Genomic DNA, 14,682 nt, shown 5'->3' on the forward strand with positions numbered 1-14,682 from the left:
CCTCATGAACCGCACCGCAGAAATCACCCGCAATACCAACGAGACGCAAGTGCGCGTCTCGATCAACCTCGACGGCACCGGCAAGCAACAGCTCAACACGGGCGTGCCCTTCCTCGACCACATGCTCGACCAGATCGCCCGCCATGGCCTGTTCGACCTCGAGGTTGAGGCGACCGGCGACACCCATATCGACAACCACCACACGGTGGAAGACGTCGGCATCACGCTGGGCATGGCGGTGGCCAAGGCGATTGGCGACCGCAAGGGCATCGTCCGTTACGGTCACTCGTACGTGCCGCTCGACGAGGCGCTGTCGCGCGTGGTGCTGGACTTCTCGGGCCGGCCGGGCATCGAGTACCACATCCCGTTTACGCGCGCCATGATCGGCAGCTTCGATGTCGATCTGACGCTGGAATTTTTCCGCGGCTTCGTCAACCATGCGCTGGTCACGCTGCACATCGACAACCTGCGCGGTACCAATGCCCACCACCAGTGCGAAACCGTGTTCAAGGCCTTCGGCCGCGCGCTGCGCATGGCGTCCGAGCGCGACCCGCGCGCTGCCGGCGTTATCCCTTCGACCAAGGGCACTCTGTAAGACTCCACTATCATGAAAAAAATCGTAGTAGTTGATTACGGCATGGGTAATCTGCGCTCGGTCGCGCAGGCGCTGCGCGCCGTGGCGCCCGAGGCCGAGGTGCTGATCTCCGGCACGGTTGCCGACATCGACAGCGCCGACCGCATCGTGCTGCCGGGCCAGGGCGCCATGCCCGACTGCATGCGCAGCCTGCGCGAGTCCGGCGTGCAGGACGCGCTGCTGGCCGCGGCGCGCAGCAAGCCGCTGATGGGCGTGTGCATCGGCGAGCAGATGCTGTTCGACGGCAGCGAGGAGGGCGACGCCGCCGGCCTGGGCCTGTTGCCCGGCAAGGTGGTGCGCTTCCAGCTCGACGGCCAGCTGCAGGACGACGGTTCGCGCTTCAAGGTGCCGCAAATGGGCTGGAACCAAGTGCGTCAAAACGCGTCTCACCCGATGTGGGATGGCATTGCGGACAATAGCTATTTTTATTTTGTCCACAGCTACTACGCGCAGCCGGAACAGCACGCCCATACCGTCGGCCAAACCGTGTATGGCGCGCCGTTCAGCTGCGCGGTCGCCCGTGATAATATTTTTGCCACGCAGTTCCACCCGGAGAAGAGCGCCGCGGCCGGTCTGCAGCTGTACCGTAATTTCGTTCGCTGGAACCCCTAATCCTAACTCCCCCAGACCCCATACCTATCATGCTGCTCATTCCTGCCATCGACCTCAAAGACGGTCACTGCGTTCGCCTCAAGCAAGGCGATATGGAACTTGCCACCGTTTTCTCGGAAAACCCGGCCGACATGGCCCTGCACTGGCTGCAGCAGGGCGCGCGCCGCCTGCACCTGGTGGACCTGAACGGCGCTTTTGCCGGCAAGCCGAAGAACGAAGGCGCGGTCAAGGCCATCCTCAAGGTGGTGCAGGAGTTCGCGGAAGAGAACGACCTCGATGAAATCCCGGTGCAGCTGGGCGGCGGCATCCGCGACCTCGACACGATCGAGCGCTATCTCGACGCCGGCATCAGCTACGTCATCATCGGCACGGCTGCCGTCAAGGAGCCGGGCTTTCTGCACGACGCCTGCGGCGCCTTCCCGGGCCACATCATCGTCGGCCTCGACGCCAAGGATGGCAAGGTCGCCACCGATGGCTGGAGCAAGATGTCGGGCCACGAAGTGATCGACCTGGCCAAGAAGTTCGAAGCGTACGGCGTGGAAGCGATCATCTACACCGACATCGGCCGCGACGGCATGATGGGCGGCGTCAACATCGAGGCCACCGTCAAGCTGGCGCAAGCGGTCAAGATTCCGGTCATCGCCTCGGGCGGCCTGCACAATATCGGCGATGTCGAAGCGCTGTGCGCGGTGCAGGACGAAGGCATCGAAGGCGTGATCTGCGGCCGCTCGATTTACGAAGGCACGATCGACCTGGCCGCAGCGCAACTGCGCGCCGACGAACTGAGCGGCGACCTGCCCGACTACCCGGAAGACTGACATGCTTGCCAAACGCATCATCCCCTGCCTTGACGTCACCGATGGCCGCGTGGTCAAGGGCGTCAACTTCACCGAGCTGCGCGACGCCGGCGACCCGGTCGAGATCGCCCGCCGCTACGACGAGCAGGGCGCCGACGAACTGACCTTCCTCGACATCACGGCCACCAGCGACAACCGCGGCCTGATCCTCGAGATCATCGAGGCCGTGGCCTCGCAGGTCTTCATTCCGCTCACCGTCGGGGGCGGCGTGCGCGAGGTGGCCGACGTGCGCCGCCTGCTCAACGCCGGCGCGGACAAGGTCAGCATGAATTCGTCGGCCGTGTCGAACCCGCAGCTGGTGTACGAGGCGTCGCAAAAACACGGCGCGCAGTGCATCGTGGTGGCGATCGACGCCAAGCAGGTGGCGCCCGGCAAGTGGGAAGTGTTTACCCATGGCGGGCGCAAGGCCACCGGCATCGACGCCATCGACTGGGCCATCAAGATGGAACAGCTGGGCGCCGGCGAAATCCTGCTCACCAGCATGGACCGCGACGGCACCAAGTCCGGTTTCGATCTGGGCCTGACGCGCGGCGTGTCCGACGCCATCGGCATTCCCGTGATCGCCTCGGGCGGCGTGGGCGGCCTGCAGGACCTGGCCGACGGTATCAAGCTCGGCAAGGCAGATGCGGTGCTGGCGGCCAGCATCTTCCACTACGGCCAGCACACGGTGCAGGAAGCCAAGCGCTTCATGGCAGAGCAGGGCATCCCGATGCGCCTCGATTAACGGTCACAGCGGAAACCACATGTCCACCCCACAGAACAGCCTTGCCAAGGCCAAATGGCTGAAAAAAATCCACTGGGACGAAAACGGCCTGGTGCCCGTCATCGCCCAGGAAGCGGGCAGCAACGACGTGCTGATGTTTGCCTGGATGAACCGCGACGCGCTGGCCAAGACGGTCGAGCTGGGCGAAGCCGTGTACTGGAGCCGCTCGCGCAAGAAGCTGTGGCACAAGGGCGAGGAATCGGGCCACACGCAAAAAGTGCTGGAAATCCGCCTCGACTGCGACGAAGACGTGGTGCTGCTCAAGATCGAGCAGGCCGGCGGCATCGCTTGTCATACCGGCCGTCACTCGTGCTTCTACCAGAAATTCGAGGGCGACGCCGAAGGCGGCGACTGGCACAACGCCGAGCCGGTCATCAAGGCGCCGGCCGACATCTACACCAAACCGAAAACGAGTTAAGCCGATGAGCACTATCCTGGACCGCCTGGCCGCGCTGATGGAATCGCGCAAGCTGGCCAACGGCGGCGACCCCGCCACCTCTTACGTGTCCAAGCTGTACGCCAAGGGCGACGATGCCATTCTGAAAAAAATCGGCGAGGAAGCCACCGAGACCGTGATGGCCGCCAAGGACGCGCGCGTGTCCGGCGAGCCCGACAAAGTGTTGTACGAAGTGGCCGACCTGTGGTTCCATACGCTGGTGCTGCTGGCGCAGTTCGACCTGACCCCGCAGCAGGTGCTCGACGAGCTGGCGCGCCGCGAAGGCGTGTCCGGCATCGCAGAAAAAAACGCACGCAAGGATGAGCACCACTAACCTGACATCCGTCATTCCCGCGCAGGCGGGAATCCAATTTCGCCGCGTCACGTTTGCTCGCGCAAATGCGATCCCGAATGCGCAGGGATGACGACTCGGCAGCCAACGATACTGTGGAGCCCCCATGGAAAACTGCTTGTTTTGCAAGATAGCCGAAAAGAAAATTCCTTCGACCGCCGTCTATGAAGACGATGACCTGTACGCGTTCAAGGACATCAACCCGCACGCACCGGTGCATTTGCTGGTGATACCGAAACAGCATTTTTCCACGCTGTCCGACTGCACGCTGGAGGATGCGCCGCTGCTCGGTAAAATGCTGGCGCTGGCCCCCCGTCTTGCAGAAGAATTCGGTTGCGCGGTCCGCTATGATGAGCAGGGCCGGCCGGCGGCCGGCTTCAAGACGGTCATCAACAGCGGACCCGACGGCGGACAGGAGGTGTACCATCTGCACCTGCACGTGATCGGCGGCGCCCACCCGTGGCGCGGTGAACGTTAGGCTGGCTGCATGACAGACACATGACGGTCGGCGCTTGACGTATACTGTCGCTGGCAGTCTTGAATGAACGATGGATCAACGGATAACGGGCGCACTGCGCCGCCAAGGGGAATAAGATGGGTTCGATGAGCTGGATACACTGGGCGATTGTGCTGGTGGTCGTGATTTTGATTTTCGGCACCAAAAAACTGGGCAATATGGGGTCCGACATTGGCAAGGCTGTCAAAGGCTTCAAGGATGGCGTCAAGGGCAGCGACGAGGACAAGCCGGTAACGCCACCTGCGCCACCTGCGCCACCGGTCAATCCGGTCACCCCGAGCACCATCGACGTCGACGTCAAAGAGAAAAACAAGCTGTAAGCCGCAGCGGCCTGCCATGCCGGGCCGCGCGAGCTGACGCTTCTGTCCTATGATCGATCTCGGTCTTACCAAAATGGCGGTGATCGGCGTGGTTGCGCTGATCGTCATCGGCCCCGAAAAGCTGCCCAAGGTGGCACGCATGGCCGGGACGCTGTACGGCCGCGCCCAGCGCTACCTGCACGACGTCAAATCCGAAGTCACGCGCGAAATCGAGCTCGAAGAGCTGCGCAACCTGCAGAAGGAAGTGCAGGAAGCGGCGCACGACATCAAGAGCGAGGTCGAAAACTCGATTTCGAAAAACCTCGAGGATGTGCAGAATGCCTGGCACGACACACCGGCCATCGAGGACATCTCGTCGGCCCCCGTCGCGTTTTCCACCGTCAGCAGCGACGACCTGGCGCGCAAGGCGCGTGAATTCCGCCGCAAAAAGCTGGTCCGCAGTTCGGCCGTGCCGGCCTGGTACAAGCAACGCCACGGCGGCAAGCTGCACGTGACGTCGGGCGCGGCCCGCGTGGCGCGGTTCCGCCCTCGTGACAATACCCGGAACTCGTTTTACTGATGACTACCCCAAACTCAGGCGAAGAGACCTTCATCTCCCATCTGGTCGAACTGCGTAACCGCCTGGTCAAGGCATCGATCGGCATCGCGGTGGTGGTGCTGGCGCTGTTTTTCTGGCCAGGTCCGGCGCAGATCTACGACTTCATCGCCCAGCCGATGATCAATTCGCTGCCGCTGGGCTCGAAGATGATCGCCACCGGCGTGACGTCGCCGTTCCTGGTGCCGATGAAGGTGACCTTCGTGCTCGGTATTATCATCGCGCTGCCGTGGGTGTTGTACCAGATGTGGGCGTTCGTTGCGCCCGGCCTGTACACGCATGAAAAGCGCCTGGTGGCGCCGCTGGTCATTTCGTCGTCGCTGCTGTTCATGGCCGGCGTGGCGTTCTGCTACTTCTTCGTGTTCGGCCGCGTGTTTCACTTCATCGCCCAGTTCTCGCCCACGTCGATCGCGGTCACGCCCGATATCGAAAACTACCTCGACTTCGTGATGTCGATGTGCCTGGCCTTTGGCGCCACCTTCGAGGTGCCGGTGGTGGTGGTGATCCTGGTGCGCACCGGGCTGGTGTCGGTGGCCAAGCTCAAGGAAATCCGTCCGTACGCGGTCGTGGGCGCCTTCGTGGTGGCCGCCATCGTCACGCCGCCGGACGCGATGTCGATGTTCTCGCTGGCCATTCCGATGTGGCTGCTGTTCGAACTGGGACTGATCGTTGCGCCGATGTTCGTGAAGATGTCCACCGCCCCCGAAGAAAAGGCCTGATGACTGCTGAAACGCGCCCGTGGCGTCGTTGCGGCGTCTTGCCGTGCTAGCGCACTGTCTGCGACGCCGCGCCTCGCCACAAGCGCGTTGCAGCGTCTTGCCCTGCTGGCAAAAAAGCCCCGCAGTGGTGAACTGCGGGGCTTTTGCATTGTGCGGCTGATTACTTGTTGATCATCAGTTCCCGGATCACCCGCACCGGTGCGCTGCCGTAGCTGAGGAACTGTTCGTGGAACTGCTTCAGATTGAAGTTGCTGCCCAGCGCCTGCTTGCGTTCTTCGCGCAGCGCCATGATTTCGCTGTAGCCGCTGAAGTAGCTGGTCAGCTGCACCGACGACACCTGCACCCGGTGCCATTTTTCGGTTGCTTCGCTGCGGGTCTGGAAGGCCTGGCGCGTCAGCAGATCGATGGCCTGGTCCTCGGTCATGCCCAGCACGTGCACGCTGTAGTCGAGGATGGTGTTGGTCACGCTGCGCAGGTTCCACTTCGAATACATGAGCCACATCTCGGGCGCATTGTCGCCGTAGCCCGATTCAAGCATCATGCGCTCGCCGTACACCGCCCAGCCTTCGACCATGGCGCCATTGCCGAAGATCGATTTGACGATCGAGGGCGACTTGTTGGCGTAGATGAGCTGGGCGTAGTGGCCGGGAATCGCTTCGTGGATATTGAGGATCTGCAGGATCCAGTGGTTGTACTCGCGCAGGCTGCTCTCGGCCGCTTCGGGCGTGGCGCCGTCGAGCGGGGTGACGTTGTAATAGGTGCGGTCCTGCGGACGGTAGGGGCCGGGCGCGTCGATGCTGGCGCCGGCCACGCCCGCCTGGTAGGCCGGGGTGGCGCGCACTTCGAGCTGCTTAGCCGGATCGAGCGTGAGCAGGTCGTGCTGGATCACCCAGGCCTGCAGCTCGGGAATCTGGCGGCGGATCTCGGCGACGAAGTTCTCGCGCCCCACGTGGCGCTCGGACAGCTTATCGATCATCATGCCGATCTTGGCATAGCGGTCGGCCGGCCTGGCCACGCCGGGCAGGTACTTGTCCCACAGTTCGTCGGACAGGCGGTCCATATTGGCCAGCAGCTCTTCGCGCGCGGCCAGCGCCTTCTGGTAGGTCTGTTCGGCGGTGCTGCCGGACTGGATGTCGTAGGCGAATTTTTTCTCGTACAGTTCCTTGCCGAGGCGGAAGCTGCGGCGGCCGTTCGTGGTCATCAGCTTTTCGCGCTCGGTCAGGTAGGCAACGTAGTTGTCCACCGCCGCCAGCGCTGCATCGACGCGCAGCGCGAACTGCTGCTTCTCGGCCGCGTTCAGGATCGACGTCTGCGCCGTCTTGTTCGCTTCCACCAGCACCGCTTTCACGCCCGGCGCCTGCTTGATCGCCAGGCGCGTGTGCTCGCGCGTGGGGTTGACGATGTTGGCGCGCGCGGCGGCGTAATAGGCGGGAATGCTGGTGATGCGCTTGAGCAGGGTGCGCAGCCGCTGCGGCCGCGCCGCGTATTCGGTATTGAGGATCAGGTCCAAGGGACCGGCCACGTTGTAGCTGGCCGGGTTCCACTCGTATTCGCGCAGCGTGGTCAGGCGCCAGCGGTCGCCCTCGAGCTTGTTCTGCAGCAGTTGCAGATCGGTGCGCTGCTTGGCCGCCAGCTGCTTGGCGTTGACCTTGCCGAAGCGGTCGAGCCATTCGTCGATGAAGGCCAGTTCGCTGGCGATGCCGGCCTGGTCGGGGATGAACAGGGTGGCGGCGGTATCGTACTTGCCGGCGTAGATCGCGCTTTCCGAGTCGATGCGCCACTGGGCGTTGAGGAACTGGTTGCTCAGCAAATCGAACTGGCGGTCTTGCCAGCGCTCGGCCAGCACCGCTGCGGGAGCGGCCTTGGCCGCAGTATGCTTGACGGTGCTTTTTTTACTGGTTTTGCTGGTCTTGCCGGATTTTTTCTGGGTTGCGGCGCTGGCCGGGGCAAAGGCGAGGGCCGCCATCACCGCCGCCAGCGCGAGTTTTGTCTTGATCATCGTTTGCAGCCTCGTGTAAAGATGACAAGGCCCGCAGGCGAGCCGAGTCGAAGCGTGGGAGATTATCACTAATCCGCCCGCTTGAGAGCGTTCGTTACACGAGAACGCGCAGGGCCGTCAGCTGCGCAGGTGGGCCTCGCCGGTCGGTTCGGGCGACGAAATATCGCGCAGCGTGGCGGCAGTGTCCTCGGCGTCGGTGCCGGCGCCGGCGTCCACCAGGTCGGCCAGCGCCACGATGCCGATCAACAGGTGCTCGTCGCGGCTGACCACCGGCACCCGGCGCACCTGGATGTCGCGCATGTCCTGCATGACGTCGTCCACGTCCTGGTCTTCGTAGCAGTGGCAGATATCCTCGGTCATCACTTCGCTGACCAAGGTTTCTTCCGGCCCCAGGCCGGCAGCGGTGGCGCGCACCGTGATGTCGCGGTCGGTGACCATGCCGACCAGGCGCCGGCCTTCGGTGACGGGCAGGGCGCCCACGTCGAGGTCGTCCATCATTTCTGCCGCTTCGCGGATGGTGCTGTCGGGCGCCACGCTGGTCACATCGCGGCTCATGACTTCTGCAATCGTGCTCATATCTCTCTCCCTGGTGAGCGGCGCCGGCGGCGCCGTTCCCCCTTTGACGAGACCCATCGCAGGAAGTTCTCGACCGTACCGCCTTAGTGCTGCAGCCCCTCCTGCAGCATGCTCAGCATCTCGCCGGCCGACATGCGGCCCGACACGTCGCTGCCTTCGAGCAGGCTGTCGGCCAGGTCGCGCTTGTGCTGGTGCAGGTCGACGATGCCTTCCTCGATCGTGTGGCGCGCCACCAGCCGGTAGATGGTGACGGGGCGCTGCTGGCCCATGCGGTGGGCACGGTCCGAGGCCTGGTCTTCCACCGCCGGATTCCACCACGGGTCCATGTGGATCACGTAGTCGGCAGCGGTCAGGTTGATGCCGACCCCGCCCGCTTTCAGGCTGATCAGGAAGACGTCGCCCATGCCGGCCTGGAACGCATCGACCCGCTTCTTGCGTTCGTTCATCGGCGTGGCGCCATCAAGGTACTGGTAGCCGATATTGTGGGCGTCGAGGTGGGCGCGGATCAGCGCCAGGTGATCGACGAACTGGCTGAACACCAGCACCTTGTGGCGGTTCTCCAGCAGGCCGGCAAGCAGGTGCGCGAACGCGGCCAGCTTGCTGCTGGGGATGCCCAGCTCCGGCGACACCAGGTTCGGGTTGCAGCAGGCGCGGCGCAGTTTCATGATCTCGGCCAGGATCTGGATCGATTTCTTTTCCGCCGGGCCTTCCACGGCGGCCAGCGTTTCGAGCGCCGTGCGGCGCAGCGATTCGTACAGCGCCGTCTCTTGCGGCGACAGGTCCACTTCGAGCGTGATCTCGGTGCGCGGCGGCAGCTCGGTCAGCACCTGCGACTTGGTCCGGCGCAGCATGAACGGCTGGATCAGTCGGCGCAGGCGCTTGCGGGCACCGACTTCGGCGCGGTGGTCCTGCGGCTTTTCGATCGGCGCGGCAAAGCGCAGGTTGAACTGCTCGATGCTGCCCAGCAGGCCCGGATTGATGAAGCGGAACAGGTTCCACAATTCGCCGAGGTGGTTTTCCAGCGGCGTGCCGGTGCACGCCATGCGGAAGTCGCCGTTGAGCGCCATCACCGCCTGCGAGCGCTTGGTGGCGCCGTTCTTGATCGCCTGCGCCTCGTCGAGCACGATGGTGCGCCACTGGACGCCGGCAAACAGCGCCGCTTCCAGTTGCAGCAGGCCGTAGCTGGCCACCACCAGGTCGTAAGGCTGCAGACTGGCCAGCGTATCGGCACGGTCGCCGGTGCCGAACATCTTGACCTTGAGCGTCGGTGCAAACCGCGCCGCCTCGCTGACCCAGTTCAGGCACACCGAGGTGGGCGCGATCACCAGCGTCGGACCGTCGGGCGCGCGCGACAGGATCAGCGCCAGCGCCTGCAGCGTTTTGCCGAGGCCCATGTCGTCGGCCAGGCAGGCGCCCACGCCCCAGTGGGCCAGGCGCGCCAGCCACTGGTAGCCTTCGAGCTGGTAGTCGCGCAGCTCGGCCTGCAAGGTGGTGGGCAGCACCGGCTCGAACGCGGTCTGCTCGGCCATCCGCTCCAGGTGCGCCTTCCACAGCTTGTCGGCCTTGACGCCGCCCACATCGTCGGCCAGTTCCTCGAGCGCGAACGACGCCAGCGGGTGCAGGCGCACGCCGTCTTCGGTCAGCTCGCCGTAGGCCGTGACTTCGCGCAGGCGCCGGTGCAGCTCGTCGGCCAGCGCCAGGAAGCGGTTTTCGCCCAATTCGACAAAGCGGCTCTTACTTTTCTGTACCAGCTCGAGCAGGGTACGCAGGTCCATCACCTTGTCTTCGTCGATCTGCACCTGGCCGCTGGCGGCAAACCAGTCCTTGTTGCTCTTGATGGCCAGGCGCACCTGCTTGGTTTCCACCTTGGCCGTGACGCGGAACTTCTCGCCTTCGGGCCAGGCGATCACCAGCGCATCGGCGTGCGCGTCCTGGAACGCCTGCAGCTCGGTCAGCAGCTGCAGGCACAGCGCCGGCTGGCCCAGCAGCCATTCGCCGTGTTCCTGCTCGCTCGATGCGAGCACCGGGCAATCGGCGACCAGCGTCCGTTCGGCCGCGCGCTCGTCGGCCAGCTGGCGGTGCGCCTGCACCGGCTGGCCGCCGACGTCGGCGATCACGCTGTCGGCGCCGTCGCCGGGCGCGTAATAGGCGCCCTGCGCCAGGGGGCGCACCAGGATCTGCATCTTGAGGCCGTGCTGGTAGGGCAGCAGGTGCACGTGCAGGCGCGTGTCGGCCGCCACCTGCACCATGTCGGGCGCAGCGCCGCCGATATCGGACTGCACTGTCACCAGCGACGAGATCGAGCGGATCGCGTGCAGCACCTGCTCTTCGGCGTGGACCGGTACGTTGAGGGCGTCGCCGACGATGGCGCCGATGCGGCGATGCTCGTCCGCGATGGTGACCACCCGCAGCCGCGTGGGCGTCTCCCTGGTCACGATCACGGTGGCGCTGTCGTCCGGTATCGGCGGGTGCAGGCGGATTTCGAGGTTGCCCGCGCTTTTGCGGATCAGCAGCTCCGGTTCGCCGGCCAGCAGTTCGACCCGCGTGTCGGGCGCCTCGGCCCAGTACAGCAGCGGGTGGCCGACCAGGGCCGCCACGGCCCGCTGCGGATGGACTTCATAGGCCATGCCGCTGGACGTGTAGCCGCGGTGGGCGACGGTGATCGATTCGGTGGCGCGCACGTCCTGCGGCGTGAGGAAATCGAAGCTGTCGGTCTCGAAGCGCAGCCGTTTCAGGCTGGCCGCGCGGCCCTTGCTCCAGACGCCGCGCGCGTCGCGCTTCTGCTCGACCGGCGTCACTTCCGTCACGCCCCAGCGCGGCTGGTAGTCGAGCAGCCAGACCAGGCGCGACGCCTTGACCGCGCCTGCCGCCGCGCCCTCGGGCTGCTGCAGGTTGATCAGGGCCGCCAGCTGGCGCTGCCAGCCCTCCTGGCGTTCGAACCAGGCGCCCAGGTCGGGCAACGCCAGCTGCGCGTGCAGGGCGGCGCCGCGCTCGGCCATGCCCACGTTGCCCAGATGGCCCAGCAAGGTGGCTGCCTGCGCGGCGATGAAGTGGAAGCCGGCGGCCTGCGCCTGCGCGTAGAGCTCGTGCAAGGGCTGCTTGCGCTCGCCGAGCGGCGGCGCCGACAGCCAGTAATACAGCAGGCACTGGAACAGCTGCGTCTGCAGGTCGGGGTCCCAGGCCAGGCTGCCGATGGCGTCCGCGCTCAAGGTGCCCGCGCGCACCTGGCGCAGCAGGTCGAGCTGCTGGTGGATCGCGGAACCGCGGTTTTGTGGCAGGCGTACCGCGATCTCGAGGTAGGCTTGCGCGTTTTTCTGGTGTTTGGGGTCGGGACTGCGCAGCAGCGCGGCCAGGTACAGATAGCTGCCGAAGCCGGCAAACAGCTGCTTGCGCTTGCCCGTTTCGCGGCGCAGCGCCTTGAGCGCCGCCTCGTAGCCGGCCAGCGCCGCGCTGCCGGCGCCCTGCAGCAGCACCAGGGTGCTGGCCAGGAACTGGCTGTGCGGACCGCTGGTGCGCTCCAGGTAGCGCTGGGCGTCGGCCAGGCTGCCGCCGAGGATGGCGTCTTCGGCCAGCGTCAGGCGCAGCGCTGCCGTGATGTCGTCCCCGGCCGCCTGCCGGCGCTGCAGGTGCTGGGTGCAGAATTCGCGGATGGCCGGGGCGCTCTGCGGTTCGTACTGGGCGTGGTGCAGCAGCGTGGCCAGCACCTCGTCCTGCAGCAGCGGATGCACGCGCGCCAGCATGCCCGGCTCGAACGGCCGGCCGAAGATCTCCACCAGCGGGTGCAGTTGCGCCGCTTCATAGCTGTTCAGGCAAAACGCCAGCAGCGGTGTGACCTGTTGCGGCGCCTGGCCGCGCAACAGGCCCATGCGCAGCAGCGCCATGCCGGCGCGGTAGCTGCGCGGCTCGTAGCCGCCCCAGGTCTGGCGCAGCGGCACCAGTTCCGCGTACGCCGCGCACAGGTCGTCGAGCGCATGGGTGCCGATGGCCGCGCGCATGGCCGGCCAGCGCAGCCTGGGATTGCAGACATGACCGCGCCCCGTGACCACGCTGGTGAACGCCAGGCGGTCGAGTTTTTGCAGGGCGTCGTCGAGCGTGAGCACCGTGAACGGCGCCCCCTCGGCGTTGTCGATGCGGGCGTGCTTGAGCAGGTCGAGGATGGCCGTGCGTCCCACCGGTTCGCCGATCAGCGCCAGCAGCGCCAGGACCATTTTTTCGTTGAACGCCAGGGCATCGAATTCGTGCTGCAGGGGGGTGTCGGTCATGCGGTATCAGTCGGGTAAGGTATCAGTCGGGGACATTGTCGATGTGGACCGGCGCCGGCGCGGCGCCATCGTGCAGGCCGAACATGCGCTGGTAAAAATACAGTTCCGCTTCCAGCGTGCGCACGATGTTCTCGCCCTTGCGGAAGCCATGGCCTTCGCCCTCGAGCGGCACATACGCCACCGGCACGCCGCGTGCGCGCAGCGCCGCCACCATCGTTTCCGACTGTTGCGGCGGCACCACCTTGTCGTCGAGGCCCTGGAAAAAGATCATCGGGCGCGTAAGCCGGTCCGTGTGGTGGATCGGCGACCTGGCCTGGTACAGCGCCTCGGCCTGCGGCTGGGGCGCGATCAGGTAGGCATTGTAGTGCGATTCGAACTTGTGCGAATCCTGGTCCAGTCCTTTCAGGTCCGACACGCCGTAATAGCTGGCGCCGAGCTGGAACACGTCGTGGAACGTCAGCGCGCACAAGGTGGTCAGGCCGCCGGCGCTGCCGCCGCGGATGATCAGGCGCTCCGGGTCGGCCAGGCCGCGCGCGACCAGCGCGCGGGCGCCGGCCACGCAGTCTTCGACGTCGACGATGCCCCACTGGCCGCGCAGCAGGTCGCGGTAGGCGCGGCCGAAGCCGGTGCTGCCGCCGTAGTTCACATCGAGCACGCCGAAGCCGCGGCTGGTCCAGAACTGCGTGGCCAGCTTCAGGGTGCTGACGGTCATGCCGGTCGGACCGCCATGGCTGATCACGATCACCGGCGGCTTTTCACCGTCGGGCGCGGCCACCTGGGCGTTGCGCGGCGGGTAGAAAAAGGCGTAGGCGGTGCGGCCGTTGCTGGCAAATTCCAGGTTCAGCGGCACCGACAGGTCGGCTTCGGCCGGTAAATCGTCGATCGACTGCGCCAGGATTTCCACGCCTTCTTCGGTAAAATCGATGCGCGCCAGTTCCAGCGCGATGGTCGGACTGCCGGCCAGCATGGCCACGTAGCCGGGCGCCACCCGCAGCTCGCGGATTTCCTCGTACGGGTTGGCGATCGCTTCGAGCTTTCCGCTGGCCGGCAGCAGGCGCGCCAGGCGGCTCACGCCCTTGTCGATATAGGTGCAGATGATTTCGCCGGCCGAGCGGAAGCCGTACAGGCTGTTACCGAAGGTCCAGTGCGGGCCGGCGAATTCGGCCTCCATCGGGCACAGCGCCTCGATGTGATGGTCGTCGGTGCGCTGGCGGTACAAATTCCACCAGCCGCTGCGGTCCGAGACGAAGTGCAGCACGCCGTCGGGCGACCACTCGGGCTGGCAGATCGATTCGTGGTCGCCGCCGGCCACCTGCACCGGCGTGGCCAGCGTACCGTCGTCCTGCACGGCCGCGCGCCACAGCGTGGTGCCCTGCCACGGCATGCGCGGGTGGTCCCACGACAGCCAGGCCAGCGTGCGGCCGTCCGGCGCCAGGCGCGGCGACGAATAAAAGTCGGCGCCTGCCACCAGCACCGTTTCGGCGCCGTCGAAACCGACCGCAGTGACGGTGTTGACCGGCTGGGTGTGGCCGGACCCGTCATCCTCGCCGTGCAGTTCGCGCACGCCGATCAGGCGCTGGCGGGCGCGGTCGAGCACGAAGTCGGCAAAGCGGTGCGCGCCGCCCTGCGACAGCGCGACCGGCGCGGCAGCGTCGTCATCGATGGCCAGACGGTACAGGCGGTTGTTGGCGAAATGCGAAAAATACACGGTGTCGCCGGCCACCAGGTAGGCGCCGCCGCCGTATTCGTGCACGCGGGTCCGCACATTGAACGGCGCCGGCGTCAGTTCCTGGTTTTCCGCGCCGTGGTGGCGCAGCAGCGTGTTGCGGCCCGCTTCGGCCGCGCGGCCGGCCAGCCAGAAGATGTCGTTGCCGTCTGCCCCACCAACCTGCAGGCTGGACATCGGCGTGGCGCCGGCCGCCACGCGGGCAGCAGTGATCGGCGACGGCCAGGTACCGTAGGGGGCGATGGTGGTCGGGGCAGGCATGGCGTCTCCAGAATAAAGTGAGCAAAGAGGCAAGCTTCCAGCGAAAGCGCACC

Annotated in this window: 14 protein-coding genes; 10 read left to right on the forward strand and 4 right to left on the reverse strand. The window is 65.7% G+C overall.

What is annotated here, in order from left to right:
- The first annotated feature begins 4 nt into the window (after positions 1-4).
- The 10 genes from hisB to tatC all read left to right on the forward strand — a co-directional run bounded on the left by hisB (position 5) and on the right by tatC (position 5,805).
- Positions 5-595 (forward strand): imidazoleglycerol-phosphate dehydratase HisB, encoded by a 591-nt coding sequence (gene hisB / locus ASF61_RS21895; RefSeq protein ID WP_056160902.1) that lies wholly within the window; start codon positions 5-7, stop codon positions 593-595.
- 12 nt (positions 596-607) lie between these two features.
- Positions 608-1,246, forward strand: coding sequence for an imidazole glycerol phosphate synthase subunit HisH (hisH, locus tag ASF61_RS21900; protein ID WP_082491881.1), 639 nt, complete (start codon positions 608-610; stop codon positions 1,244-1,246).
- A 29-nt stretch (positions 1,247-1,275) separates the two neighbouring features.
- The gene (gene hisA, locus ASF61_RS21905; protein ID WP_056160907.1) at positions 1,276-2,064 is read left to right on the forward strand and encodes a 1-(5-phosphoribosyl)-5-[(5-phosphoribosylamino)methylideneamino]imidazole-4-carboxamide isomerase; all 789 of its coding nucleotides are present in this window, start codon (positions 1,276-1,278) and stop codon (positions 2,062-2,064) included.
- A gap of 1 nt (position 2,065) precedes the next feature.
- Positions 2,066-2,827 carry an imidazole glycerol phosphate synthase subunit HisF gene (gene hisF, locus ASF61_RS21910; RefSeq protein WP_056160909.1) on the forward strand — a complete coding sequence of 254 codons (762 nt, stop codon included), beginning with the start codon at positions 2,066-2,068 and terminating at the stop codon, positions 2,825-2,827.
- Positions 2,828-2,846: 19 nt separating this feature from the next.
- The gene (gene hisI, locus ASF61_RS21915) at positions 2,847-3,284 is read left to right on the forward strand and encodes a phosphoribosyl-AMP cyclohydrolase (protein WP_056160910.1); all 438 of its coding nucleotides are present in this window, start codon (positions 2,847-2,849) and stop codon (positions 3,282-3,284) included.
- Positions 3,285-3,288: 4 nt separating this feature from the next.
- Positions 3,289-3,636, forward strand: coding sequence for a phosphoribosyl-ATP diphosphatase (locus ASF61_RS21920; protein ID WP_056160914.1), 348 nt, complete (start codon positions 3,289-3,291; stop codon positions 3,634-3,636).
- A gap of 124 nt (positions 3,637-3,760) precedes the next feature.
- Positions 3,761-4,132 carry a histidine triad nucleotide-binding protein gene (locus ASF61_RS21925; protein ID WP_056160917.1) on the forward strand — a complete coding sequence of 124 codons (372 nt, stop codon included), beginning with the start codon at positions 3,761-3,763 and terminating at the stop codon, positions 4,130-4,132.
- 116 nt (positions 4,133-4,248) lie between these two features.
- The gene (tatA, locus tag ASF61_RS21930; protein WP_056160919.1) at positions 4,249-4,491 is read left to right on the forward strand and encodes a Sec-independent protein translocase subunit TatA; all 243 of its coding nucleotides are present in this window, start codon (positions 4,249-4,251) and stop codon (positions 4,489-4,491) included.
- Positions 4,492-4,540: 49 nt separating this feature from the next.
- Positions 4,541-5,050: a Sec-independent protein translocase protein TatB gene (tatB, locus tag ASF61_RS21935; RefSeq protein WP_056160921.1), complete on the forward strand. Its 510-nt coding sequence runs from the start codon at positions 4,541-4,543 to the stop codon at positions 5,048-5,050.
- A complete protein-coding gene (tatC, locus tag ASF61_RS21940) occupies positions 5,050-5,805 on the forward strand; it encodes a twin-arginine translocase subunit TatC (protein ID WP_056160923.1) in 756 nt (251 codons plus the stop codon). The genes tatB and tatC overlap by 1 nt, the downstream gene beginning before the upstream one ends.
- 160 nt (positions 5,806-5,965) lie before the next feature.
- Here the strand turns inward: tatC and ASF61_RS21945 are convergent, their stop codons facing one another.
- The 4 genes from ASF61_RS21945 to ASF61_RS21960 form a co-directional block, all read right to left on the reverse strand.
- Positions 5,966-7,804 carry a DUF885 domain-containing protein gene (locus tag ASF61_RS21945; protein WP_056160925.1) on the reverse strand — a complete coding sequence of 613 codons (1,839 nt, stop codon included), beginning with the start codon at positions 7,802-7,804 and terminating at the stop codon, positions 5,966-5,968.
- Between the two features lie 117 nt (positions 7,805-7,921).
- Entirely contained in the window at positions 7,922-8,380 is a 459-nt protein-coding gene (locus ASF61_RS21950) for a CBS domain-containing protein (protein WP_056160927.1), read from the reverse strand.
- Between the two features lie 83 nt (positions 8,381-8,463).
- Positions 8,464-12,642, reverse strand: coding sequence for a DEAD/DEAH box helicase (locus ASF61_RS21955; protein ID WP_056160929.1), 4,179 nt, complete (start codon positions 12,640-12,642; stop codon positions 8,464-8,466).
- Between the two features lie 22 nt (positions 12,643-12,664).
- A complete protein-coding gene (locus ASF61_RS21960; protein ID WP_056160931.1) occupies positions 12,665-14,629 on the reverse strand; it encodes a S9 family peptidase in 1,965 nt (654 codons plus the stop codon).
- Positions 14,630-14,682 lie beyond the last annotated feature (53 nt).

This window comes from Duganella sp. Leaf126, assembly GCF_001423125.1.
Classification (GTDB): Bacteria; Pseudomonadota; Gammaproteobacteria; order Burkholderiales; family Burkholderiaceae_D; genus Rugamonas.

Bases quoted from the DNA above. Each gene is read 5' to 3' on its own strand.
- tatA (WP_056160919.1), top strand. From the start codon at position 4,249: ATGGGTTCGATGAGCTGGATACACTGGGCGATTGTGCTGGTGGTCGTG.
- ASF61_RS21920 (WP_056160914.1), top strand. From the start codon at position 3,289: ATGAGCACTATCCTGGACCGCCTGGCCGCGCTGATGGAATCGCGCAAG.
- tatC (WP_056160923.1), top strand. From the start codon at position 5,050: ATGACTACCCCAAACTCAGGCGAAGAGACCTTCATCTCCCATCTGGTC.
- ASF61_RS21955 (WP_056160929.1), bottom strand. From the start codon at position 12,642: ATGACCGACACCCCCCTGCAGCACGAATTCGATGCCCTGGCGTTCAAC.
- tatB (WP_056160921.1), top strand. From the start codon at position 4,541: ATGATCGATCTCGGTCTTACCAAAATGGCGGTGATCGGCGTGGTTGCG.
- ASF61_RS21945 (WP_056160925.1), bottom strand. From the start codon at position 7,804: ATGATCAAGACAAAACTCGCGCTGGCGGCGGTGATGGCGGCCCTCGCC.
- hisF (WP_056160909.1), top strand. From the start codon at position 2,066: ATGCTTGCCAAACGCATCATCCCCTGCCTTGACGTCACCGATGGCCGC.
- ASF61_RS21960 (WP_056160931.1), bottom strand. From the start codon at position 14,629: ATGCCTGCCCCGACCACCATCGCCCCCTACGGTACCTGGCCGTCGCCG.
- hisH (WP_082491881.1), top strand. From the start codon at position 608: ATGAAAAAAATCGTAGTAGTTGATTACGGCATGGGTAATCTGCGCTCG.
- ASF61_RS21950 (WP_056160927.1), bottom strand. From the start codon at position 8,380: ATGAGCACGATTGCAGAAGTCATGAGCCGCGATGTGACCAGCGTGGCG.
- hisI (WP_056160910.1), top strand. From the start codon at position 2,847: ATGTCCACCCCACAGAACAGCCTTGCCAAGGCCAAATGGCTGAAAAAA.
- hisB (WP_056160902.1), top strand. From the start codon at position 5: ATGAACCGCACCGCAGAAATCACCCGCAATACCAACGAGACGCAAGTG.
- ASF61_RS21925 (WP_056160917.1), top strand. From the start codon at position 3,761: ATGGAAAACTGCTTGTTTTGCAAGATAGCCGAAAAGAAAATTCCTTCG.
- hisA (WP_056160907.1), top strand. From the start codon at position 1,276: ATGCTGCTCATTCCTGCCATCGACCTCAAAGACGGTCACTGCGTTCGC.